At 53.5% G+C, this 23,115-nt stretch carries 31 protein-coding genes, 1 other RNA gene and 1 pseudogene; 29 read left to right on the forward strand and 4 right to left on the reverse strand.

Annotated features, from left to right (window positions below):
• The first annotated feature begins 7 nt into the window (after window positions 1-7).
• The 20 genes from ABVN36_RS21685 to ABVN36_RS21780 all read left to right on the forward strand — a co-directional run bounded on the left by ABVN36_RS21685 (window position 8) and on the right by ABVN36_RS21780 (window position 12,270).
• Window positions 8-841 (forward strand): GPO family capsid scaffolding protein, encoded by an 834-nt coding sequence (locus tag ABVN36_RS21685; protein WP_023138928.1) that lies wholly within the window; start codon window positions 8-10, stop codon window positions 839-841.
• A gap of 16 nt (window positions 842-857) precedes the next feature.
• Window positions 858-1,922 (forward strand): phage major capsid protein, P2 family, encoded by a 1,065-nt coding sequence (locus ABVN36_RS21690; RefSeq protein WP_023138927.1) that lies wholly within the window; start codon window positions 858-860, stop codon window positions 1,920-1,922.
• A gap of 3 nt (window positions 1,923-1,925) precedes the next feature.
• Window positions 1,926-2,576 (forward strand): phage terminase small subunit, encoded by a 651-nt coding sequence (gpM, locus tag ABVN36_RS21695; RefSeq protein ID WP_023138926.1) that lies wholly within the window; start codon window positions 1,926-1,928, stop codon window positions 2,574-2,576.
• Window positions 2,577-2,669: 93 nt separating this feature from the next.
• A complete protein-coding gene (locus ABVN36_RS21700) occupies window positions 2,670-3,134 on the forward strand; it encodes a head completion/stabilization protein (RefSeq protein WP_000673535.1) in 465 nt (154 codons plus the stop codon).
• Window positions 3,134-3,337, forward strand: coding sequence for a tail protein X (locus ABVN36_RS21705; protein WP_023138925.1), 204 nt, complete (start codon window positions 3,134-3,136; stop codon window positions 3,335-3,337). Before ABVN36_RS21700 ends, ABVN36_RS21705 begins: the two co-directional genes overlap by 1 nt.
• 3 nt (window positions 3,338-3,340) lie before the next feature.
• Window positions 3,341-3,556 carry an HP1 family phage holin gene (locus ABVN36_RS21710; protein WP_023138924.1) on the forward strand — a complete coding sequence of 72 codons (216 nt, stop codon included), beginning with the start codon at window positions 3,341-3,343 and terminating at the stop codon, window positions 3,554-3,556.
• Window positions 3,537-4,046: a lysozyme gene (locus tag ABVN36_RS21715; RefSeq protein WP_001069919.1), complete on the forward strand. Its 510-nt coding sequence runs from the start codon at window positions 3,537-3,539 to the stop codon at window positions 4,044-4,046. The genes ABVN36_RS21710 and ABVN36_RS21715 overlap by 20 nt, the downstream gene beginning before the upstream one ends.
• Window positions 4,047-4,050: 4 nt before the next feature.
• Complete coding sequence (locus ABVN36_RS21720; RefSeq protein ID WP_000731036.1) at window positions 4,051-4,428, forward strand: DNZ54_00345 family protein; 378 nt, start codon at window positions 4,051-4,053, stop codon at window positions 4,426-4,428.
• Window positions 4,425-4,853: an Rz-like lysis system protein LysB gene (gene lysB / locus ABVN36_RS21725; RefSeq protein ID WP_024133383.1), complete on the forward strand. Its 429-nt coding sequence runs from the start codon at window positions 4,425-4,427 to the stop codon at window positions 4,851-4,853. Before ABVN36_RS21720 ends, lysB begins: the two co-directional genes overlap by 4 nt.
• The gene (gene lysC / locus ABVN36_RS21730; RefSeq protein ID WP_223149275.1) at window positions 4,738-4,986 is read left to right on the forward strand and encodes an Rz1-like lysis system protein LysC; all 249 of its coding nucleotides are present in this window, start codon (window positions 4,738-4,740) and stop codon (window positions 4,984-4,986) included. The genes lysB and lysC overlap by 116 nt, the downstream gene beginning before the upstream one ends.
• Complete coding sequence (locus tag ABVN36_RS21735) at window positions 4,949-5,380, forward strand: phage tail protein (protein WP_001039961.1); 432 nt, start codon at window positions 4,949-4,951, stop codon at window positions 5,378-5,380. The genes lysC and ABVN36_RS21735 overlap by 38 nt, the downstream gene beginning before the upstream one ends.
• The gene (locus ABVN36_RS21740) at window positions 5,373-5,819 is read left to right on the forward strand and encodes a phage virion morphogenesis protein (RefSeq protein WP_023138923.1); all 447 of its coding nucleotides are present in this window, start codon (window positions 5,373-5,375) and stop codon (window positions 5,817-5,819) included. Before ABVN36_RS21735 ends, ABVN36_RS21740 begins: the two co-directional genes overlap by 8 nt.
• Window positions 5,820-5,837: 18 nt before the next feature.
• Complete coding sequence (locus ABVN36_RS21745) at window positions 5,838-6,929, forward strand: DUF262 domain-containing protein (protein WP_023138922.1); 1,092 nt, start codon at window positions 5,838-5,840, stop codon at window positions 6,927-6,929.
• A 1-nt stretch (window position 6,930) separates the two neighbouring features.
• Window positions 6,931-7,575 carry an MAE_28990/MAE_18760 family HEPN-like nuclease gene (locus ABVN36_RS21750; RefSeq protein WP_024148874.1) on the forward strand — a complete coding sequence of 215 codons (645 nt, stop codon included), beginning with the start codon at window positions 6,931-6,933 and terminating at the stop codon, window positions 7,573-7,575.
• Window positions 7,576-7,648: 73 nt separating this feature from the next.
• Window positions 7,649-8,227 (forward strand): phage baseplate assembly protein V, encoded by a 579-nt coding sequence (locus ABVN36_RS21755; RefSeq protein WP_001672413.1) that lies wholly within the window; start codon window positions 7,649-7,651, stop codon window positions 8,225-8,227.
• A complete protein-coding gene (locus ABVN36_RS21760; RefSeq protein WP_000177408.1) occupies window positions 8,224-8,583 on the forward strand; it encodes a GPW/gp25 family protein in 360 nt (119 codons plus the stop codon). The genes ABVN36_RS21755 and ABVN36_RS21760 overlap by 4 nt, the downstream gene beginning before the upstream one ends.
• Entirely contained in the window at window positions 8,570-9,478 is a 909-nt protein-coding gene (locus ABVN36_RS21765) for a baseplate assembly protein (RefSeq protein ID WP_023138920.1), read from the forward strand. Before ABVN36_RS21760 ends, ABVN36_RS21765 begins: the two co-directional genes overlap by 14 nt.
• Window positions 9,471-10,076, forward strand: a complete 606-nt coding sequence (locus tag ABVN36_RS21770) for a phage tail protein I (protein WP_023138919.1) — start codon at window positions 9,471-9,473, stop codon at window positions 10,074-10,076. The genes ABVN36_RS21765 and ABVN36_RS21770 overlap by 8 nt, the downstream gene beginning before the upstream one ends.
• Window positions 10,073-11,728 (forward strand): phage tail protein, encoded by a 1,656-nt coding sequence (locus ABVN36_RS21775; RefSeq protein ID WP_023262363.1) that lies wholly within the window; start codon window positions 10,073-10,075, stop codon window positions 11,726-11,728. Before ABVN36_RS21770 ends, ABVN36_RS21775 begins: the two co-directional genes overlap by 4 nt.
• Before the next feature lie 2 nt (window positions 11,729-11,730).
• Entirely contained in the window at window positions 11,731-12,270 is a 540-nt protein-coding gene (locus ABVN36_RS21780; protein WP_023138916.1) for a tail fiber assembly protein, read from the forward strand.
• A 3-nt stretch (window positions 12,271-12,273) separates the two neighbouring features.
• Here the strand turns inward: ABVN36_RS21780 and ABVN36_RS21785 are convergent, their stop codons facing one another.
• Both ABVN36_RS21785 and ABVN36_RS21790 read right to left on the reverse strand, forming a co-directional pair.
• Window positions 12,274-12,891 carry a tail fiber assembly protein gene (locus ABVN36_RS21785; RefSeq protein WP_077908642.1) on the reverse strand — a complete coding sequence of 206 codons (618 nt, stop codon included), beginning with the start codon at window positions 12,889-12,891 and terminating at the stop codon, window positions 12,274-12,276.
• Window positions 12,861-13,340 (reverse strand): annotated as a pseudogene (locus ABVN36_RS21790) (phage tail protein); the annotation flags it as partial. The pseudogene ABVN36_RS21790 and the gene ABVN36_RS21785, both read right to left, overlap by 31 nt.
• Window positions 13,341-13,879: 539 nt before the next feature.
• Between ABVN36_RS21790 and fin the strand changes: the two are divergent.
• The 9 genes from fin (at window position 13,880) to ABVN36_RS21835 (ending at window position 21,394) form a co-directional block, all read left to right on the forward strand.
• Complete coding sequence (fin, locus tag ABVN36_RS21795) at window positions 13,880-14,437, forward strand: serine-type DNA invertase Fin (protein WP_001165558.1); 558 nt, start codon at window positions 13,880-13,882, stop codon at window positions 14,435-14,437.
• Window positions 14,438-14,539: 102 nt separating this feature from the next.
• Window positions 14,540-15,712, forward strand: a complete 1,173-nt coding sequence (locus ABVN36_RS21800) for a phage tail sheath protein (protein WP_023138915.1) — start codon at window positions 14,540-14,542, stop codon at window positions 15,710-15,712.
• 9 nt (window positions 15,713-15,721) lie between these two features.
• Window positions 15,722-16,237, forward strand: coding sequence for a phage major tail tube protein (locus tag ABVN36_RS21805; RefSeq protein ID WP_001207653.1), 516 nt, complete (start codon window positions 15,722-15,724; stop codon window positions 16,235-16,237).
• Window positions 16,238-16,291: 54 nt separating this feature from the next.
• Window positions 16,292-16,594, forward strand: coding sequence for a phage tail assembly protein (locus ABVN36_RS21810; RefSeq protein WP_001280967.1), 303 nt, complete (start codon window positions 16,292-16,294; stop codon window positions 16,592-16,594).
• Window positions 16,595-16,608: 14 nt separating this feature from the next.
• Window positions 16,609-16,728: a GpE family phage tail protein gene (locus ABVN36_RS21815; RefSeq protein ID WP_000763316.1), complete on the forward strand. Its 120-nt coding sequence runs from the start codon at window positions 16,609-16,611 to the stop codon at window positions 16,726-16,728.
• Window positions 16,721-19,528, forward strand: coding sequence for a phage tail tape measure protein (locus ABVN36_RS21820; protein ID WP_023138914.1), 2,808 nt, complete (start codon window positions 16,721-16,723; stop codon window positions 19,526-19,528). The genes ABVN36_RS21815 and ABVN36_RS21820 overlap by 8 nt, the downstream gene beginning before the upstream one ends.
• The gene (locus tag ABVN36_RS21825; protein ID WP_023138913.1) at window positions 19,525-20,010 is read left to right on the forward strand and encodes a phage tail protein; all 486 of its coding nucleotides are present in this window, start codon (window positions 19,525-19,527) and stop codon (window positions 20,008-20,010) included. The genes ABVN36_RS21820 and ABVN36_RS21825 overlap by 4 nt, the downstream gene beginning before the upstream one ends.
• On the forward strand, window positions 20,007-21,107 hold the full coding sequence (locus tag ABVN36_RS21830; protein ID WP_023138912.1) for a phage late control D family protein: 1,101 nt from the start codon (window positions 20,007-20,009) through the stop codon (window positions 21,105-21,107). The genes ABVN36_RS21825 and ABVN36_RS21830 overlap by 4 nt, the downstream gene beginning before the upstream one ends.
• 68 nt (window positions 21,108-21,175) lie before the next feature.
• The gene (locus ABVN36_RS21835) at window positions 21,176-21,394 is read left to right on the forward strand and encodes an ogr/Delta-like zinc finger family protein (protein WP_000980498.1); all 219 of its coding nucleotides are present in this window, start codon (window positions 21,176-21,178) and stop codon (window positions 21,392-21,394) included.
• Between the two features lie 117 nt (window positions 21,395-21,511).
• Here ABVN36_RS21835 and ssrA read toward each other — a convergent pair.
• Both ssrA and ABVN36_RS21845 read right to left on the reverse strand, forming a co-directional pair.
• Window positions 21,512-21,874: a transfer-messenger RNA gene (ssrA, locus tag ABVN36_RS21840) on the reverse strand.
• Between the two features lie 71 nt (window positions 21,875-21,945).
• Window positions 21,946-23,109, reverse strand: coding sequence for an HlyD family type I secretion periplasmic adaptor subunit (locus tag ABVN36_RS21845; RefSeq protein WP_075321944.1), 1,164 nt, complete (start codon window positions 23,107-23,109; stop codon window positions 21,946-21,948).
• Between the last annotated feature and the right edge of the window lie 6 nt (window positions 23,110-23,115).

Raw genomic sequence — 23,115 nt, forward strand, 5'->3', positions numbered from 1 at the left:
ACGGCTCATGACAGTGAAAGCAAAGCGTTTCCGCATCGGGGTGGAAGGTGCCACCACTGACGGGCGCGAGATCCAGCGTGAATGGCTGGTACAGATGGCTGCCAGCTACAACCCGACGGTCTATACCGCGCTGATTAACCTTGAGCACATCAAGTCTTATCTGCCGGAGAGCACTTTTAACCGCTATGGCAGGGTGACGGGGCTGGTTGCAGAAGAAATTCAGGACGGCCCGCTGGCGGGCAAGATGGCACTTTATGCCGATATCGAACCCACTGACGCCCTGGTGGAACTGGTGAAAAAAGGCCAGAAGCTTTTCACCTCCATGGAGGTCAGCACGAAGTTTGCCGACACCGGCAAAGCCTACCTTGTGGGGCTGGGTGCGACGGACGATCCTGCGAGCCTTGGTACCGAAATGCTGGCTTTCAGCGCCAGCGCCGCACATAACCCGCTGGCAAACCGTAAGCAGAACCCTGAAAACCTGTTTTCGGAAGCTGTCGAAACGCTGATCGAACTGGAAGAGGTCCAGGACGAAAAGCCGTCCCTCTTTGCCCGCGTCACCGCGCTGTTCACCAAAAAAGAGCAGACCGATGAGGCGCGTTTCTCCGATGTGCATAAATCCGTGGAACTGGTCGCCTCCGAGCAGCAGAACCTGAGCGAGCGCACTGATAAATCCCTGTCCGAACAGGACAAGCGCCTTTCTGAGCTGGAGTCCTCCCTGCAGGAACAGCTGGCCGCCTTTGCCGAGCTTGAGCAGAAGCTTAGCAGCGAAGACAGCCGTAAAGACTACCGCCAGCGCGCGCCGGGCGGTGACGCACCGGCAGGCACCCTGACCAATTGCTGATGGAGCATAAAACCCGATGAAAAAGAAAACCCGCTTTGCCTTTAACGCTTACCTGCAGCAGTTGGCGCGCCTGAACAGTGTGGAGGTTGAAGAACTCTCCAGCAAGTTTACCGTGGAGCCGTCCGTGCAGCAGACGCTGGAAGACCAGATCCAGCAGTCCGCCGCTTTCCTGACGCTGATTAACATCACGCCGGTCACTGAGCAGTCAGGGCAGTTGCTGGGGCTGGGCGTTGGCAGCACCATTGCCGGAACCACCGATACCACCACCAAAGAGCGCGAGCCTACCGATCCGACGCTGATGGAAGACGTGGAATACAAATGCGAGCAGACCAACTTTGATACGGTGCTGACCTACGCAAAACTGGACCTGTGGGCGAAATTCCAGGACTTCCAGGTGCGTATCCGCAACGCTATCGTCAAACGTCAGGCGCTGGACCGCATCATGATTGGCTTTAACGGCGTGAAGCGCGCCAAAACCTCCAATCGTGCTGAAAACCCGCTGCTGCAGGACGTCAATAAAGGCTGGCTGCAGAAAATCCGCGAAGACGCGCCGGATCACGTCATGGGCAGCAAAACCACAGAAGACGGCACCACTACTGCGGAACCGGTAAAAGTAGGTCTGGGTGGTAAGTATGTAAATCTTGACGCGGTGGTGATGGATACCGTCAACGAGCTGATAGATGTGGAGTATCAGGATGATGACGAACTGGTTGTTGTCTGTGGTCGTGAATTGCTTTCTGACAAGTATTTCCCGCTAGTCAACAAAGAGCAGGACAACAGCGAGAAAATCGCCGCCGATCTGATCATCAGCCAGAAACGCATGGGCGGCCTGCAGGCTGTGCGCGCGCCTTTCTTCCCGGCAAATGCCCTGCTGATCACCCGTCTGGATAACCTGTCCATCTACTGGCAGGAAGACACCCGCCGTCGTTCTGTTATCGACAACCCGAAACGTGACCGGATTGAAAACTTTGAATCCGTCAACGAGGCGTATGTGGTCGAGGACTACCGCTGCGCGGCGCTGGTAGAAAACATCGAAATCGGTGATTTCAGCGCGCCTGCCGCACCGGAAGGTGGGGAATAACGCATGAGCCTGAGTCTCGCACGGCAGCACCGCCTGCGCATTCAGGCCGAACAGGCCGCCCGTGAGGGCGGCAGTGTTCGCCATGCGTCGGGCTATGACCTGATGCTGCTGCAGCTGGCAGAAGACCGCCGCCGCCTCAAGGGCGTCCAGTCCACGGTGAAAAAGGCGGAAATCAAGGTGGAGCTGCTGCCGAAATATTCCGCCTGGGCGGAGGGCGTGCTGGCTGCCGGAGGTGCGCAGCAGGATGACGTGCTGATGTACGTGATGCTGTGGCGTATCGATGCCGGTGATTATGCCGGTGCGCTGGAAATCGGGCGTCATGCGCTGCGTCATGGCTGGGTGATGCCGCTGGGCAACCGTAACGTGCAGACCGTGCTGGCAGAAGAAATGGCAGACGCGGCGCAAGGCGCTCTGCTAGCCGCAGCCGGTTTTGATGCCGATCTGCTTTTGCAGACACTGGACCTGACAACCGATCTGGATATGCCGGACCAGTCGCGGGCGCGTCTGCATAAAGCCATCGGCGCTGTACTGAGCGAAAGCAACCCGGCATCTGCCCTGAATCACCTTACCCATGCGCTGCAGCTCGATCCCCGCTGCGGTGTGAAAAAAGAAAAGCAGCAGCTGGAGCGCAGACTGCGCAATGACAGCCGCTAACGAACGTGCCCCGCGCACGGGCGGCACGGGGTGGCGAAAGGCACTGCCACATCAAAATTCCGTCCACCGCCCACTTATTCAGGAGAAAGTCGCATGAAGTTTGTTGCGCCCGAACAGGCACCGGAACAGGCGGAGGTCATCAAAAATACGCCGTTCTGGCCTGATGTGGACCTGTCGGAATTTCGCAGTGTGATGCGCACTGACGGCACGGTGACGCAGCCGCGTTTAAAGCAGGTCGTGCTGACGGCGATCTCTGAGGTTAACGCTGAGCTGTACGACTTCCGCAACCGTCAGCAGATGCAGGGCTGGCGGACACTTGCTGAGGTTCCCGCAGAAATGCTGGACGGTAAAAGCGAGCGTATCCGGCACTACCACAACGCTGTTTTTTGCTGGGCGCGCGCTGTGCTTAATGAGCGTTATCAGGACTATGACGCCACGGCGTCAGGCGTGAAGCGAGGGGAGGAGCTGGCGGAGGCCAGCGGCGATCTGTGGCGTGATGCCCGCTGGGCCATCAGCCGGGTGCAGGATGCACCGCACTGTACGGTGGAGCTTATCTGATGAAGGTGCGTGCGCATCAGTATGACACGGTGGACGCGCTTTGCTGGCGTCATTACGGGCGCACGCAGGGTGTCACTGAGCAGGTTCTGCAGGCAAATCCGGGGCTGGCTGAGTACGGCCCACTTTTACCGCACGGGCTGCAGGTGGAGCTGCCGGACATTACGGCGTCAACCACGGCGCAGACCGTCCAGCTATGGGACTGAATTATGACGCTTGAACGAATCAGCGCCTTTATCACTTACTGCATTGCCGTGCTGCTGGCATGGCTGGGCGATCTGTCGCTCAAGGATGCGTCAACGGTTGGCGGCGTACTGATTGGTGTGCTGATGGTGGCTATCAACTGGTACTACAAACACCAGTCTTTCAAATTGTTACGTGGCGGCAAGATTTCGCGGGGGGAATATGAATCCTTCAATCGTTAAGCGCTGCCTTGTCGGGGCGGTGCTGGCTATCGCAGCCACGCTGCCCGGATTTCAGTCGCTTCATACCTCCGTTGAGGGGCTGAAACTGATCGCCGATTACGAGGGATGCCGCCTGCAGCCTTATCAGTGCAGTGCGGGCGTCTGGACTGACGGGATCGGCAATACGTCCGGTGTGGTGCCTGGAAAAACCATCACGGAACGGCAGGCGGCGCAGGGACTTATCACCAACGTGCTGCGCGTGGAGCGAGCACTGGATAAATGTGTGGTGCAGCCGATGCCGCAAAAGGTCTATGACGCGGTGGTGTCGTTTGCTTTCAACGTGGGCACCGGCAACGCCTGCAGCTCCACGCTGGTTAAGTTGCTGAACCAGCGGCGCTGGGCGGATGCCTGCCATCAGCTGCCGCGCTGGGTATATGTCAAAGGTGTGTTTAATCAGGGGCTGGACAACCGCCGCGCGCGGGAAATGGCCTGGTGCTTAAAAGGAGCATAACGGAATGAAAAAGAAAGTCATGAGCGTTTTTTTCCAGTTGGCATGGGCTGCGCTGTTGGTAATCAGCCTGCTGTATCCGCGCAGCGGTGCGCCGGTTCTGGTTGGTGCGTCTGTCTGGGTGTCATGCTTCCTCGCCTGGCTGCTTGCTGCGCTGTGCGCTGTCGGGTGGTTCGCCGGAGATCGGGCGCGCGATGAGGTCAGGGCGGCATTAATCAAATTCAGGGCGCACCCCGTAAAACCCGTGCGTACATGGGCTATCAGGCTGCTTATTGTTCTGTGCCTGGCGTTTTCGGGATGGGTGATCACCCTGGTGTTTTACCTGCTGACGCTGGTTTTGTATCAGATTGCCCGCTCACAGCTTCATGAGCCGATGGCGGCCTGATGCGTGCGCTGGCGGTAGTGCTGGCGCTGGCACTTGCGGCGCTGGGCTGGCAGTCGTGGCGGTTAAACAATGCCAGCCACACCATCGAAACGCAGGGCGCGGCGCTGAAAAGCAAAACGCAGGAGCTGACGAAGAAAAACAGCCAGCTGATCGGCCTGTCCATTCTGACCGAAACCAACAGCCGGGAGCAGACGCGGCTTTATGCGGCAGCGGAACAGACCACCGCACTGCTGCGAAGCCGTCAGCGCCGGATCGAGGAACTGAAACGTGAAAACGAGGATTTGCGCCGCTGGGCTGACACTCCTTTGCCTGCTGACATTATCCGGCTGCGGGAGCGTCCGGCCCTCGCCGGAGGTGCAGCTTACCGTGAGTGGCTGTCCCAGAGTGACGCAGTGCCGCCTGGAAAGGTCAGCGCCGAGCAGTAACGGCGATCTGAATGCGGTGCTGGATGAAACCGAGGCCGCCTGGGCGGTCTGTGCTGACAAAGTGGACACAATTATTGCGTGTCAGGAGCGAGACAGTGAACAAACCGCAGTCCTTACGCAGCGCCCTGAATAAAGCGGTTGCCTATGTCCGGGACAACCCGGACAAGCTGCACCTTTTCGTTGATAACGGCTCACTGGTGGCAACAGGAGCCAGTTCCATGTCATGGGAATACCGCTACACCCTGAACGTGGTGATCGAGGATTTCAGCGGCGACCAGAATCTGCTGATGGCCCCAGTCCTGCTGTGGCTCAGTACCAGCCAGCCGGACGCCATCAACAACCCGGATCTACGCGAAAAACTGTTCACCTTTGAAGTGGATATTCTGCGAAACGATGTGTGCGATATCAGCATGAACCTGCAACTGACTGAGCGTGTGCTGGTCAGCACTGACGGCAGCGTATCGAGCGTTGAAGCGGTGCCGGAGCCGGACGAACCCGAAGAAATGTGGACGGTGAAACGTGGATGAGCTGCAGAAGGTGGATGACTGGCTGACGGCGCTGCTGGCGAATCTGGAGCCTGCCGCACGCAACCGTATGATGCGGCAACTGGCGCAACAGTTGCGCCGGACGCAGCAGCAGAACATCAGGCTGCAGCGTAATCCCGACGGCAGCGGCTATGAGCCACGCAGGGTGACAGCCCGTAGCAAGAAGGGACGTATCAAACGCCAGATGTTTGCCAAATTGCGCACAACTAAATATCTTAAAACCGCCGCAACTGCGGACTCTGCCAGCGTTGAGTTTGCTGGGCAGGTGCAGCGTATTGCCCGTGTACACCACTACGGCCTGCGCGACAGAATTACAAAATTAGGTCCCTTAAAAAAGTATCCTGAACGGAGACTGCTTGGACATACCAACAATACTGTAGAATTAGTTAAAAGCATTATGTTAGATTATATGAAACGTTAAAACATAAGGGGTCCAAAAATGGGGTTGCAGGATGAATTAAATCTAGCAAAGAAAGAAATATCTAAAGATAGCTTTGATATGTCAGTTGGGGAGCTGAGTCGTATTTATGAAAGAAATGAAGTTATAATTAATCCAAATTATCAAAGGTTGTTTAGATGGGATGAATCACAGAAAACTCGTTTTATTGAGTCATTATTGTTAGGTATTCCTATTCCTCCTATATTTGTATTTACCGATGAGAGTGGGAGATGGGAGGTTATTGATGGCTTGCAAAGGCTGTCTACTATATTTGAGTTTTCAGGTGTGTTAAAAAAAGACGATGGGACTTGTCATCCTCAGTTCATTCCTTCTGGAACAAGACTGCTACCTTCCCTTGATGGTATGAAGTGGGAAAAAGAATCAGAAGACGATGAAAAGGTTATTCCTTTATCTATTCGTTTGGATTTTGAACGTTCTCGGTTGCGAGTGGAAATACTTAAAAAGGAAAGTGATGAAAAGACTAAATATGAGTTATTTGAAAGGTTAAATACAGGTGGTTCTAGACTCACAGATCAAGAAGTGCGTAATTGCATCATGGTTATGCTTAATCCGGAATTATTCGAAAAACTTAATAAACTAAGTCAGTATGCTAGCTTCAAGGAAGTAACCCTTCAAACTGAAAAATCTATATCAGAACAGAAGCCATTGGATCTTACGTTGCGTTTTCTTGCCTATAGATACTCTCCTTTTGATAAAAGCGTAGATATAAATGAATGGTTAAATAATATTTCTCGAAATATTGCATCGGATAAAAATTATAACATAGATGCTGAGAGTGATTTATTTAAGAGAACGTTTGATGTTTTAGCTAAAACTACAGGTCAGAATTCGTTTAAGAAATATGATGGCAATAACTTCTCAAGAGGTTTTTTAATTTCTGCTTATGAGGTTATTACACAGGGTATTGCTGCGAATATTGATAAGTATGAAAAGCAGTCAGCGGATTATGTCGAAGAGAAAATCAAAGCAATCTGGAATAATCCTGAATTTACAAACTATGCTCGGGCTGGAGTTAATGCGCCAAGTCGTTTGATTAATACCCTGCCTAAAGCTCCAGTTTGGTTTGACTAAAATGGAAATAAGAACCGCTGAAATGTTGAGCCGAGAGTTGACGAATGAACTTTCTTGGCGAACTAAAGAGATAATACAGTTACGCATGGAGGCAAAAGCAAAAGAGGGGTCTCTAAAGAAAACAATCATCAGGTCTGGTGTTGCGATATCATATTCCCATTGGGAAGGTTTTGTCAAAAACGCAACCGAGTATTTTTTGAATTTCCTTAATTATCAAAAAATACATGTGGAGTCCTTGAAATTAGTTTATATGACCCATGCCCTTAAAAAAGAGATTCATGGATTTTCTGAAACTAAGGATGTTGATACATGTATAAGGTTTTTAACTGCATTGATAGAGAAAAAGACTAATATAGCAGTGATAAGGCATGAAAACTATGTTGATACCGAGTCTAATTTAAGTTCTAAAGTTTTCGATAACATCGCTAAGTCTATTGGTATCGACACTCATCAATACAAGGCCTTTTATCCTTATATTGATGAGTCAATAGTGAGTGCGAGGAACAATATTGCACACGGGGAGCGCTTGATTGTTGAGCAGGTTAGTTTTGAACAACTAACTGAAAAAGTACTCGCTCTAATGAATATGTACAAAAATGATATTGAAAATATAGTTGTTACAAAGGAATACTTAATATCCATTTAGTTAATTCCTTGTTTCATCCTTCATACAAATCATCCATCTTTTGCGTTCATGACCTTTATTACAAAATAAAGGCATGAACGCACAACTGACCGAAATCATGCGCCTTATCACCAACCTGATCCGCACCGGCACCGTGACCGAAGTGGACAGGGAAAACTGGCTGTGCCGGGTGAAAGTGGGTGAGCTTGAAACTAACTGGATTAACTGGCTGACGCTGCGTGCCGGTAGTGCCCGTACATGGTGGTGCCCGTCGCCGGATGAGCAGGTGGTGGTGCTGAGCATGGGCGGCAATCTGGAAACCGCTTTTGTGCTGCCCGCCATCTACTCCAATCAGTTTGCGCCACCGTCGGATTCTGTGGACGGCTGCGTGACGGAGTACCCGGACGGGGGCTGGTTTGAGTACGAACCCGCCACCGGGAGGTGGCATGTCCGGGGTATCAAATCCATGGTGATCGAGGCGGCGGACAATATCACCCTAAAAACCGGTGAGTTTGTGGTGGAGGCTGACACAACACGCATTAACAGCGAGGTGGTGATCAACGGCGGCGTCACCCAGGGCGGCGGCGCAATGAGTTCTAACGGGGTCGTGATGGATAAACACGGTCACACTGGCGTTAAGTCAGGCGGGGATACATCGGGAGGTCCGGTATGACGTTGTATATCGGTATGAGCAGGAATGACGGGCAGGTCATTGCAGATACCGACCATCTGCGCCAGTCGGTGCGGGATATTCTGCTGACGCCGCAGGGCAGTCGTCTTGCTCGCCGGGAATATGGCTCCCTACTGTCAGCCCTGATTGACCAGCCGCAGAACCCGGCACTGCGCCTGCAGATTATGTCTGCAGTCTATGTGGCGCTGAACCGCTGGGAGCCGCGCCTTACGCTGGACTCCATCACCATCAACGGCAATTTTGACGGCTCTATGGTGGTTGAGCTTACCGGGCAGCGCAACAACGGCGCGCCGGTTTCACTTTCGGTAACTACAGGAGCAGACAATGGCAGTGATTGACCTTTCCCGGCTGCCCGCGCCGCAGATAGTGGACGTGCCGGATTTTGAGACGCTGCTGGCTGAGCGCAAGGCCGCTTTTGTGGCTCTTTATCCTGTGGATGAACAGGACGCGGTGCGGCGCACGCTGGCGCTGGAATCTGAACCCGTCACCAAGCTGCTGCAGGAAAGCACATACCGCGAAATCCTGCTGCGCCAGCGTATTAACGAGGCTGCGCAGGCGGTGATGGTGGCCTATTCGATGGGAAATGATCTTGAGCAGCTGGCAGCCAACTGCAACGTGAAACGCCTGACGGTAGTGCCTGCTGATAAGGATGCAGTACCGCCGGTCGCCGCAGTGATGGAAGATGATGAGGCGCTACGCCAGCGCATCCCTGCTGCGTTTGAGGGGTTGTCGGTTGCTGGCCCGACGGGAGCCTATGAATTTCACGCCAGAAGTGCGGACGGACGTGTGGCAGATGCCAGCGCAACCAGTCCGGCTCCTGCAGAGGTGGTACTTACCGTGCTGAGCCGGGAGGGTGACGGTACAGCAGTAAAAGATCTGCTGGATGTGGTTGAAAAAGCCCTGAACAGTGAGAGTGTACGCCCGGTGGCTGACCGTCTGACGGTTCGTAGTGCGGAGATCATACCGTACCGGGTGGAGGCTACCATTTTTCTTTATCCGGGGCCGGAAGCGGAGCCTGTTATGGTGGCGGCAAAAGCCAGCCTGCAGAGGTACATCGCCAGTCAGACGCGGCTGGGACGTGATATCCGCCGCAGCGCCATTTATGCCGCGTTGCACGTGGAGGGCGTCCAGCGTGTGGAGCTGACGTCCCCTCTGGAGGATGTGGTGCTGGATAAGACACAGGCGGCATCCTGTACCGAATGGAGCGTTACCAACGGGGGTACGGATGAATAGTCTGTTGCCGCCGGGTTCGTCGCCGCTTGAGCGCCGACTGGCGCAGACCTGCAGCGGGATTTCCGATCTGCAGATATCGCTGCGTGATTTGTGGAACCCGGCAACCTGCCCGATCAGATTCCTGCCTTATCTGGCCTGGGCGTTTTCCGTTGACCGCTGGGATGAAAGCTGGACAGAAAATGTCAAACGCCGTGTGGTGCAGGATGCTTTCTATATCCATCAGCATAAAGGAACAACCAGCGCCGTGCGGCGTGTGGTTGAGCCGTTCGGCTTCCTGATCCGCATCATTGAGTGGTGGCAGACCGGCGAAACGCCGGGGACGTTCCGTCTGGATATTGGCGTACAGGATCATGGTATCACCGAAGACACCTATCTGGAGCTTGAGCGCCTGATAAGCGATGCCAAACCATGCAGCCGCCACATGACAGGTATGTCCATTAATATGCAGACCAGCGGCCCTTACTGGGTTGGCGCAGCCAGCTACCTTGGCGAAGAAATCACGGTATATCCGTATATCAATGAAACGATTGTTTCCGGCGGCACCGCATATGAAGGCGGGGCAGTCCATGTTATTGACACAATGAGAGTGAATCCATGAGCGCAAAATTTTATACCCTGCTGACGGAGATCGGCGCAGCGAAACTGGCAAGCGCCGCCGCGCTCGGTGTCCCGCTGAAAATTACCCATATGGCGGTGGGAGACGGTGGCGGTGTGCTGCCCACACCCAGCGCACAACAGACCGCGTTAGTTGCTGAGAGGCGCCGCGCAGCGCTGAATATGTTGTATATCGACCCGCAGAACAACAGCCAGATTATTGCTGAGCAGGTAATCCCGGAAACTGAGGGTGGGTGGTGGATTCGTGAGGTCGGCCTGTTTGATGAAACCGGTGCGCTGATCGCTGTGGGTAACTGCCCTGAGAGCTACAAGCCGCAGCTGACAGAAGGGAGCGGACGTACGCAGACCGTGCGCATGGTACTGATTACCAGCAGCACCGATAACATCACCCTGAAAATTGACCCTGCAGTAGTGTTGGCAACCCGTAAATATGTGGATGATAAGGCGCTGGAGCTGAAGGTATATGTAGACGACCTGATGGCAAAGCATCTTGCTGCGCCGGACCCGCATTCACAGTATGCGCAGAAGGACAGCCCGACACTCACAGGGATTCCAAAGGTACCGACGCCAGCGGCGGGTAACAGCACTAAACAGATTGCAAACACGGAATTTGTGGCATCGTCTATCGCGGCAATAGTGGATTCTGCGCCTGCAGCACTGGATACGCTGAACGAGCTGGCAGCGGCTCTGGGGAATGACCCGAACTTTGCCACGACGATGATAAACGCTCTGGCTGGAAAGCAACCGCTGGACAATACACTGACGAATTTAAGCGGAAAAGATATCGCCGGCCTTCTCACATACCTCGGTTTAGGCGAAACGATAAATCTGGCAAAAAATGCCGTTCCGGCGACACGGCGGGTTAACAGTAAACCACTGACCGGTGATATCACTTTGTCAGCTGCTGATGTGAATGCATTCGCGCTGGGGATGACGGGAGACTACACACTGGAAAATGACAAATCAGTCGGCTGGAACTGGAAAAGCGGTGTTTACAACGTTCCTACTGGAGGTGCATCCAAGCTGATTTTGCATTTTAATATGAATATCGGCAGTTGTCCGGCAGTGCAGTTTTGTGTGAATTACAAGAATGGCGGTATTTCCTACCGTTCGGCACGCGACGATTTTGGCTTTGAACTTGACTGGACTGAATTTTATACCACAACACGAAAACCATCCGCAGGTGATGTCGGTGCATTACCTGTTAGTGGTGGCGTAATTAACGGTAATCTCGGTATCGGTACACCTAATATATTGGGAGGTAGTTCTATTGTATTAGGCGATAACGATACCGGCTTAAAACAAAACGGCGATGGCCTACTGGATATTTATGCTAATGGTGTTCAGGTATTCCGCTTTCAGAACGACACACTGGAGAGTAAAAAATCCATCAATGTTACCGGACGATTAACGCCAACAGACTACGGTAATTTCGACAGCCGATACGTACAGGATTTCCGTCTGGGTAGTTATGAATCTGGACAGGCATGGATGGGCCCGGGATTCAGTGATACACCAGGTTATGTACTGACAGCGGCAACTAACGGCAATGGTGATGAGCTTATTGACGGTCTCGGAAGACGTCCAATGCAAAAATTGATTGGCAACCAGTGGTATAACGTGACGAGTGTTTAATTATGATGCATCTAAAAAATATCGTAGCCGGTAATCCAAAAACGCCTGACCAGTATCAACTCACTAAAAAATTTGGTGTGGTTTGGCTGTATGATGAAAAAGGTAAGAACTGGTATGAGGAACAGAAAAATTTTGCAGTAGACACGCTAAAAGTTGCCTACGACAAAAGTAATATAATTGTGGCAATCAATAAAGATGCGTCGAAAATAAATCCTGAAGGGCGCAGCGTTGTTGAATTACCGGATATCACAGCTAATCGCCGGGCAGATGTGTCAGGACGCTGGATGTATGATAGCGAACGTGAGCAGATAATTAGGCGGGTTTATACACCGGAAGAACTGCGCCAGCAAGTAGAAGCGAAAAAGGTAAAACTGCTCGAAGAGGCCGAGACCGTTATTACGCCGCTGGCGCGGGCAGTAAAGCTGGGTATCATCACCGATGAGGAGCAGCAGCGACTGGTAGCATGGGAACAATACAGCGTTCTGGTCAGTCGGGTGGATACATCTGCCCCTGACTGGCCGGAGAAACCGACCAGTCATTAATTATTATTGTGGTAATACAGGCCACTGTATTTTATTAAAGGTGGCCTCGTCTGAAATGCCTGTTAAAGCCAGTGATTTAAGCTCTCTGATATACGCCATCCATTTAGTCAGGCTGGCCTTATCGTCGTCACTGATTTCACCCAACGCCAGTTCGGTTCGCCAGTCGGCAATGGCGCTGTTAGCGGCATCCAGTAGTTTCTCTCGGGTGGTTTCGGCCTTAGCCTGATAATCCACCGGAACGGGTAAAACCTTACCATCTCTGTACAACCATGAGCCATCACCACGGCAATCATCAGGACAGTCAGCAGCGTCTATTTCCGCAACAGACATATTAACCGGCCACAGCATTGATACAGCATATGTGTTTCCACGTTGCGGGACTGGCTTATTAATAACACCCCAGATAACCCCCTCATGGTCGTACATGATTTTTGCGGTATCATCAGAAAATAATGACTGACATTCATACCAGTCCTGCCCGTCTTCTGACTCCAGAAAATATGCACCTATATTTATTTCGGACTGAGTTTTACCCCTGTTTACGGGCGCGTCAATAAGTCTGAAATTTTTAATGTCCTGATATTTTTTCATTATGCCGTCCCCCCTTGTACGGTATACCACTGAATACCTAATCTTTTTTGCAAAGGCGCATAAGCAATGCCATCAATATTTTCGCCTTGATTATCTTTCCAGACGGAGGTAACTACATATCCGGGGGTGTTAGGCCAGGAACCTGCATTGTTCCAGGTAGCCACTGATGTGCCAGCCCCTAATTGAATATCTGCGACGAGATTATTATTCAGATGTGTACTTAGCCAGCCGTTCCAGACATTACCAAAAATATCCCCGTTACCAGCCATGCGTGACGTGCCATTTCCTGCCTGTACTTCGCCTGTAGCTACAGCGTTTCCGTTTACTTTCAGGGAAACCATGCTCTCCACAAGATTACCGATGAAACGTAATACATGTGTGTAGTTCGAGTAAACATCAAGCACGCCATCGCCGTTCTGTTTAAAACCAGTGTCATTATCACCAAGAACGATCGAATTGCCGCCCAGCGCATTATCAGTACCAATGCTTAGCGGACCGTTAAGACGCCCTCCGGTAATCGGCAATGCACCCACATCACTGGCTGACGGTTTATTTGCGGTGTTGTAGTCAATAACCCACGGGCGACTGGTATTCGGTACAGTTCCCCAGTCCTGGCGCTTTGCGTTCGCGCCAATATGGGCATAATAATGCTGAAACCAGACGTCTCCGATTTTCTCAACAAACAGATATCCATAGCTGTACAACTTGCTGCCACCCGGATAGGTGGGAAAATCAACGACCGTATCAGAATTCGACACCGCCACCTTCCACCATCCGGGTGCATTAGCTGATGCCATCGTGCCGTTATCGGTAATTTCTCCAACAGCATCGGCGGAAATGGCCCCCACATCTGACGCCCACAAAGTGATATCACCGGTCAGTGGTTTACTGTTAACCCGCCGTGTCGCCGGGACGGCATTTTTTGCCAGATTTATCGTTTCGCCTAAACCGAGATTTATGAAAATGCAGAAAACGGTCGTAAATGGCATGATCCCAGCCTTTTGCGAGGGGGCCTGTTGTGCAAATTGGCTATGTACGGGTGTCAACAAATGACCAGAATACTGATTTACAGCGAAACGCGCTGAATTGCGCAGGATGTGAACTGATTTTTGAAGACAAAATAAGCGGGACCAAATCAGAAAGGCCCGGATTAAAAAAGTTGCTCAGGACGTTATCAGAAGGGGACACACTAGTTGTATGGAAGCTTGATCGCCTGGGGCGCAGTATGCGTCATCTGGTCGTTCTGGTAGAGGAGCTACGGGAGCGTGGCATTAATTTCCGCAGTCTTACGGATAGCATAGATACTTCCACACCAATGGGGCGTTTCTTTTTCCATATCATGGGCGCACTCGCTGAAATGGAGAGGGAATTAATTGTGGAAAGGACCCGCGCCGGACTTGCCGCTGCGAGGGCGCAAGGGCGAGTCGGTGGCAGGCGTCCAAAGCTCACTCCGGAGCAATGGGAGCAGGCCGGACGGTTGCTTGCCGCCGGTGAAACTCGTCATCGTGTTGGATTACTTTTTGATGTTAGCATTTCCACTCTTTACAAGAAATTCCCTGTAAATCAGTCGCGTTGAAAGTGGCGATATTGTACCAGCACTGACACATCGTGAAATACGTGCGCCGCACGCCTGGCAACCAGAACATAAGGTATCCCTGTCAACCGGAGAGACTGCCTTATGGCTCAGGATTACCACCACGGGGTGCGCGTTGTTGAAATCAACGAGGGCACCCGACCTATTACCACGGTGAGCACTGCCATCGTGGGCATGGTCTGCACCGGCGATGATGCTGATGCGTCCGTGTTCCCCCTCAATAAGCCGGTCCTGCTGACTGATGTGCTCACCTCCAGCGGTAAAGCGGGGGAGTCCGGCACGCTGGCCCGCTCGCTGGACGCGATTGCAGATCAGGCAAAACCCGTGACTGTCGTTGTGCGTGTGGCGCAGGGAGAAACCGAAGCGGAAACCACCTCCAATATTATCGGCGGCGTAACTTCCGACGGTAAGAAAACGGGCATGAAAGCGCTACTGTCGGCGCAGTCGCAGCTCGGTGTCAAGCCGCGCATTCTTGGGGTGCCGGGACATGACACTCAGGCCGTTGCTACTGAACTGCTGGGCGTGGCGCAAAGCTTGCGCGGGTTTGCCTACCTTGCTGCTAATGGCTGCAAAACGGTGGAGGAAGCTATTGCCTATCGCGAGAATTTCAGTCAGCGCGAGGGAATGCTGATCTGGCCTGATTTCATCAACTTTGACACCGTGCTGAAAGCAGACGCGACGGCTTACGCCTCCGCCCGTGCGCTCGGCCTGCGTGCCAAAATCGACGAGCAGATCGGCTGGCATAAAACCCTGTCCAATGTGGGGGTGAACGGTGTCACCGGCATTTCCGCTGATGTGTTCTGGGATCTGCAGGACCCGGCAACCGATGCGGGACTGCTGAACAAAAATGACGTCACCACATTGATCCGCAAAGACGGCTTCCGCTTCTGGGGTTCCCGTTGTCTCAGTGACGATCCGCTGTTTGCCTTTGAGAACTACACCCGCACGGCGCAGGTGCTGGCTGACACTATGGCGGAGGCGCACATGTGGGCGGTGGATGGCGTGCTTAATCCGTCGCTGGCCCGCGACATTATTGAAGGACTACGCGCCAAGATGCGCAGTCTGGTCAACCAGGGATACCTGATTGGTGGTGACTGCTGGCTGGATGAGTCTGTTAACGATAAAGACACCCTTAAAGCCGGGAAACTGACCATCGATTATGACTACACGCCGGTGCCTCCGCTTGAAAACCTGATGCTGCGCCAGCGCATCACCGATCGTTACCTGGTCGATTTTGCCAGCCGTGTCGCTGCATAAGGGGGAATCATGGCTTTACCACGCAAGTTAAAACACCTGAACCTGTTCAACGACGGGAACAACTGGCAGGGGATCGTTGAGTCTCTGACCCTGCCGAAATTTACCCGCAAGTTTGAGAAGTATCGCGGCGGCGGTATGCCGGGCGCAGTGGATGTGGACATGGGGCTGGATGACGGTGCACTGGACACGGAATTTTCAATCGGCGGTACCGAGCTGCTGTTATTCAAGCAGATGGGCAAGGCAACCGTTGACGGCATCCAGCTGCGTTTCACCGGTTCCATTCAGCGTGACGATACCGGCGAAGTGCAGGCCGTTGAGCTGGTTGTGCGCGGGCGTCATAAAGAAGTGGATTCCGGCGAGTGGAAAACCGGCGAGAGCAGCAGCACCAAAGTCAGCAGTACCAACAGCTACGCGAAGCTGACCATTAATGGTGAAGTGCTCTATGAGGTCGATCTGGTCAACATGGTAGAAATCGTTGGCGGCGTGGACCTGATGGAAGAACACCGTAATGCCCTCGGCCTCTGATTAACCTTAACGGCGCGGGCAGCCGCGCCAGTATTTCATTAACAGGATACGAACATGAGCGACAAGCTGACTGAAAAGACCGTAAAACTGGATACCCCCATCATGCGCGGTAAAACTGAAATTACCGAAATTGTGCTGCGCAAGCCTCAGTCCGGCGCACTGCGTGGCACACGCCTGCAGGCCATTATGGATATGGACGTGGGGGCAATGATGACAGTGATCCCGCGAATCTCCACCCCGACGCTGACCGCGCAGGAAATGGCAGAGCTGGACCCCGCCGATCTCACCGCGCTGTCGGTAGAGGTGGTGACTTTTTTGTTGAAGAAGTCGGTGCTTGCCGGTTTACCGACAGCCTGACGATTGATGATCTTGTGGCGGACATCGCCACCATCTTTCACTGGTCGCCATCCATCACTGACGTTATGCCGCTGACTGAGGTGCTGGCGTGGCGGCATAAGGCAATTCAGCGAAGCGGGGCCAGCGATGAGTGACAATAACCTGCGTCTGCAGGTGATTCTTAATGCGGTTGACAAGCTCACCCGCCCATTTCGATCCGCGCAGGCCAGCTCAAAAGAGCTGGCTACAGTGATTCAGCAAAGCCGCGCCCGTTTAAAAGAATTAGATGCTCAGGCGGGCCGCATTGACGGTTTCCGCAAGGCCAGCGCGCATCTGGCAGTCACCGGTAACAGCCTGAAAGCCGCACGCGAAGAAGCTGCGAAACTTGCCACGCAATTCTCTGCTACCAACCGCCCGACGGCGGCGCAGGCACGGCTGCTTGAGCAGGCAAAAAACCGCGTTACGGAGTTACAGAGCAAATATAACGGTCTACGTCAGTCGGTGCAGCGCCAGCGTCTTGCGCTCAATGAAGCCGGACTGGACACGAAAAAGCTCAGTAGTGTGCAGCGGGAACTGCGGCAGAATGCCGACGAAACCCGGCAGGCCCTGGACCGGCAGCAGAAATCCCTTAAACGCCTGGGCGAACAGCAGGCGCGAATGAACGCCGTCCGCGATCAGTATTCACGCCGTCTTGAGGTGCGGGATCGCATCGCCGGGGCAGGGGCTACCACTACGGCTGCAGGGGTGGCAATGGGCGCACCTGTTGTGGCGGCAGTTAAGAGCTACGCCAGCATGGAAGATGCCATGAAAGGCGTGGCAAAGCAGGTAAACGGGCTGCGGGACGATAATGGCAACCGCACAAAACAGTTTTATGACATGCAGGATGCCATCAAGGCCGCCAGCGAACAGCTGCCGATGGAGAACGGCGCTATAGACTATGCCGCGCTGGTTGAAGGTGGTGCTCGCATGGGGGTGACCAATCAGGACGATCCTTACGAAGAGCAGAAACGTGACCTGCTGGCTTTTGCATCCACGGCGGCAAAAGCGGCAACGGCCTTTGAGCTGCCCGCAGATGAACTGGCTGAAGGGCTGGGGAAAATCGCGCAGCTCTATAAAGTTCCGACGCGCAATATTGAACAACTGGGCGATGCGCTGAACTACCTGGACGATAACGCCATGTCAAAGGGTGGGGACATTATCAACGTCCTGCAGCGTATGGGAGGCGTGGCTGACCGCCTTGACTTCCGAAAGGCCGCGGCGCTGGGTTCAACATTCCTTTCTCTTGGGGCTGCCCCGGAAATCGCCGCCAGCGCCTCTAATGCCATGGTGCGTGAACTGTCCATTGCCACCATGCAAAGTAAACGATTTTTTGAAGGCATGAATCTGTTGCAACTCAATCCGGCGGAGATTGAAAAGCAGATGACCACCGATGCCATGGGCACAATTCAGCGGGTTCTGGAGAAGGTCAACAATCTGCCGCAGGATAAACGTCTGTCAGCCATGACAATGATTTTTGGCAAAGAGTTTGGCGATGATGCGGCAAAGCTGGCTAACAACCTGCCGGAGCTGCAACGCCAGCTGAAACTCACATCAGGTAGTGGTGCTAATGGCTCCATGCAGAAAGAATCCGACATTAACAAGGATTCATTGTCTGCGCAGTGGTTGCTGGTTAAGACGGGCGCGCAGAACGCTTTCAGCAGCCTGGGGGAAACGTTGCGCCAGCCGCTGATGGATATTATGGGCATGGTTAAGCGCGTGACCGGGGCGTTGCGTCGCTGGGTTGAACAGAATCCCGTGCTGGCTGGCTCGCTGATGAAAGTGGCGGCAGCTACGGCAGCCATTACTGTTGGGTTGGGGGCGCTGGCAGTGGCGGTGGCTGCGGTACTAGGGCCGCTGGCGGTTATCCGGTTTGGCCTGTCAATGCTGTCAGTTAAAGCGTTACCTTCTGCAGCCGCCGCTGCCACACGTACAGGTAGCGTGCTGCGTTTGTTGATCTCTGGTCCGCTGGCTTTGCTGCGCGTGGCATTATTTGCTGTTGGTAGCCTGCTGGGTGCGCTGCTCAGTCCTGTAGGGCTGGTTGTGGCTGCACTGGCAGGCGTGGCGCTGGTTATCTGGAAATACTGGCAGCCCATTAGTGCATTTCTGGGGGGCGTGGTGGAAGGGTTCAGAGCCGCTGCTGCGCCCATCAGCGCCGCCTTTGAGCCGCTCAGACCCGTGTTTCAGTGGATTGGTGACAGGGTGCAGGCCTTGTGGGGCTGGTTCAATGATTTACTTACCCCGGTTAAATCCACTGCCGAAGAACTGAACAGCGCAGCTGCAACGGGGCGTCGGTTTGGTGAGGCGCTGGCGGAAGGTCTGAATATGGTGATGCACCCACTTGAGTCACTTAAATCCGGTGTGTCATGGCTGCTGGAAAAGCTCGGTATTGTTAGTAAGGAGGCGGCAAAGGCGAAACTACCTGCGCAGGTTACGCAGCAGCAGTCCGCCACAGTGAACAGTGACGGCAAAGTGGTGCTGCCGCCAGGCGGGTTCCCGGCTTACGCGGGGATGTACGACACGGGCGGGATCATTCCACGCGGGCAGTTTGGCATTGTCGGAGAAAATGGCCCTGAAATTGTGAACGGACCGGCAAATGTTACCAGCAGGCGGCGCACTGCTGCGCTGGCCTCTGTCGTTGCAGGCGTTATGGGGGTTGCTGCGACACCTGCAGAAGCGGTTCCGCTTCATCCGTTCAGTTTGCCTGCGAGGGCATACCAGCCCCCGCTTGCTAAGGCAGATAGCCCGCCGCCGGTTATTCGTTATGAGATAAATGCGCCCATTCATATCGTCGCGCAGCCGGGACAGAGTGCGCAGGATATTGCCCGTGAAGTGGCACGTCAGCTTGACGAGCGGGAGCGCCGGGCCAGGGCAAAAGCACGCAGCAATTTCAGCGATCAGGGGGGGTATGAATCATGATGATGGTACTGGGTTTATATGTATTTATGCTGCGCACTGTCCCTTATCAGGAACTGCAGTATCAGCGCAGCTGGCGACACGCCGCCAACAGCCGGGTGAACCGCCGTCCGTCAACGCAGTTTCTTGGCCAGGATAACGATTCACTGACACTGTCCGGGGTTCTGCTGCCGGAAGTGACCGGCGGCAGACTGTCATTACTGGCGCTTGAACAAATGGCTGAACTGGGCAAGGCATGGCCTTTGATTGAAGGTAGTGGAACCATTTACGGCATGTTTGTTATTGAGAGTCTGAGCCAGACAAAGAAGGAGTTTTTTGCCAGCGGAATGCCCAGGCGCATTGAGTTTACGATCACCCTCAAACGGGTTGATGAGTCGCTCTCTGACATGTTCGGGAGCCTGAGTGACCAGCTCAGCAACCTGCAGGACTCCGCAGCATCTGCTATTGGGGGGATTAAAAACACGGCTGGAGGATTGCTGCAGTGAACGTTAATTCTGATCTCCTGAATCTGAACAGCAAAAGCCCGGCTTTCAGTATCACCATCGAAGGCAAAGACGTGACGACGGTGATGGATACCCGCCTGATGAGTCTGACACTGACGGATAACCGGGGCTTTGAAGCGGACCAGCTTGATCTGGAGCTGGACGACGCCGACGGGCTGATCGCCCTGCCGCGACGTGGGGCTGTGATTCAGCTGGCGCTGGGCTGGAAAGGCCAGCCGCTTTTCCCTAAAGGGGCTTTTACCGTAGATGAAATTGAACACAGCGGTGCGCCTGACCGGCTGACCATCAGGGCGCGTAGCGCAGATTTCCGTGAAACCCTCAATACACGGCGCGAAAAATCATGGCATCAGACAACGGTGGGGGAGGTGGTAAAGGAAATCGCCGCCCGGCATAACCTCAAAGTGGCGCTGGGTAAGGACCTGACGGATAAGGCGCTGGATCATATGGACCAGACCAATGAAAGCGATGCAAGTTTTCTGATGAAACTGGCGAGGCAGTATGGGGCGATTGCTTCCGTTAAAGACGGGAACCTGCTATTTATCCGGCAGGGACAGGGAAGAACGGCAAGCGGCAAGCCGCTGCCGGTTATCACCATCACGCGCAAAGCCGGTGACGGTCATCGGTTCACCCTTGCTGATCGTGGTGCCTATACCGGTGTTATTGCCAGCTGGTTGCATACGCGTGAACCCAGGAAAAAAGAGACAACCAGTGTTAAGCGTCGTCGAAAGAAAGCCACCACACCCAAAGAGCCGGAAGCAAAACAGGGTGATTATCTGGTGGGAACGGATGAAAACGTGCTGGTTCTTAATCGTACCTACGCCAACCGGAACAATGCAGAGCGCGCAGCAAAAATGCAGTGGGAACGTCTGCAGCGTGGGGTTGCTTCATTTTCCCTGCAGCTCGCTGAGGGGCGGGCTGATCTCTATACGGAAATGCCGGTGAAGGTGACGGGATTTAAGCAGCCGATTGATGATGCAGAATGGACCATTACCACCCTGACACATTCTGTCAGCCCGGATAATGGATTTACGACCAGCATGGAGCTTGAAGTAAAGATTGATGGTCTTGAAATCGAATAATTGGTTCTCAATATTGAATAATGATGTATCATTATTGCGATTGCGGCAAAAGTGGTGGGATAACAGCAATGATGAACTGTCCAGAGTGCGGTCATGCAGCACATACCAGAAGCAGCTTTCAGGTGTCAGCTACGACAAAAGAACGTTACAACCAGTGCCAAAATATAAATTGTGGCTGTACGTTCGTTACTCATGAAACGTTTGTACGGCACATCATAAAACCGAATCTAATTTCTTCTGCGCCACCACATCCGGGAAAAGGTGGTCAAGGCCACATGAGTTTCTGAACAAAACCCGCTTTAATGGCGGGTTTTTTGTTGCCGCCAGTCCGACACGCTGTCGCCATTTTGCCGCCACTACCAAAGAAAAAGGGGCTACGTTTTCACGTAACCCCTTGTTTTATTTGGTGGAGCTGGCGGGAGTTGAACCCGCGTCCGAAATTCCTACATCCTCGGTACTACATGCTTAGTCAGTCTTTACATTCGCCTGGCACCTGCGGACGGACACGCCACTACCAGACTAGCCTGATTCGTTTTAACGCTTCAACCCCAGGCAGGGCATCCGCGCGATCTCTTTTGGGTTTGACCTCTCTTGATCCCCGTCCTAAGAGCGGAGGCTAGGGAGAGAGGGCTCTAAGCAGGTTATTAAGCTGCTAAAGCGTAGGTTTCGTCGTTTGCGACTATTTTTTTGCGGCTTTTTACGAGGCCAACCGCCCCTCGGCATGCACCTTGGGTTTCGCAAATCCCGTCGAATCCAGAATCAGCCCCAATGTGTAAGGTAAGTATAACAGACTTGTGACACGCGTGACCAGCCCCCGTATCTTCTTATCTTCAACGATTTACCGCTCGCGCAGCGCTTCTTTCGCGCGATTAAACGGTTTGATTAAATAGTCGACAATGGTTTTTTCACCGGTTTTGATATCCACCGTGGCGATCATGCCTGGAACAATCGAAAAACGGCGTCCTGATTTATTTTGTAGATAGTCCTGGTGGGTGCGGATAAACACGCGATAGTAGAAAATTTCCGGTTTCACTTTATCCTGAATGGTGTCCGGTGAAATGGTCTCCACCACGCCGTCAAGCCCGCCGTAAATGGCGTAATCGTAAGCAGTAATTTTAACCAATGCGCGTTGGCCGGGATGAATAAAGGCGATATCACGCGGCGAAAGGCGGGTTTCAATCAACAGACGATCGTCTACCGGCACTATCTCCATCATCTCACCGTTAGGCGGGATCACGCCGCCAATCGTCGTGACCTGGATATTTTTAACAATGCCGCGTACCGGCGAACGCACGGTAAGGCGGGTGACGGAATCCTCGCGTCCTTTTAAAATGGCGGAGAGCATATCGACCTCAGCGTTCGCTTTCGATAACGCTTCGCGTGCCTGCACATAATATTGTGAGCGCAGATCGGTAATTTTTAAGCCTAAATCGCTTTTTTGTCGTTGCAGGCGTAGCACTTCAACATGACTGGCCGCGCCGCTTTTCTCCAGCCGCTGGGTAATGGTCAGCTCTTTATTAACCGACGCCAGCGCATCCCGTAGCTCGGCTTCGGTATCGGCCAGCTGCGCGCGGCGGCTTTTATAGAGACGCGTCTCTGCGGCAATCAGATCCGGCCAGCCGTTCAGCTCAGCGGGGAAGGCGAGAGGTAAGTCGCTGACTTCCGCGGTTAACCGTGCGCTGGAGGCGAGTGAAGCGCGATATTTTGCCGCACTTTCACCCACATTGGACGCCAGACGCGTCGGATCAAGCCGGGCGACAATCTGGTTAGCCTGAACTCTGTCGCCTTCCCGCACCGTCAACTGCGCCAGAATGCCGCCATCCAGCGACTGCAGAACCTGTTCGCGTGAACTGGGGATCACTTTCCCGTTGCCGGTGGAAACCTCATCCAGTCGGCCAAACCACGCCCAGATGCCGAAAATGAGAAATAACAATGAGCAGATCAGAACAATACGACCCGCGCCGGAAAACGCCCGTTCACGCTGAATATCGGGATCGTCCATCGCGGC

It is taken from the genome of Salmonella sp. SJTUF15581 (assembly GCF_043356775.1).
Taxonomy (GTDB): Bacteria; Pseudomonadota; Gammaproteobacteria; order Enterobacterales; family Enterobacteriaceae; genus Salmonella; species Salmonella enterica.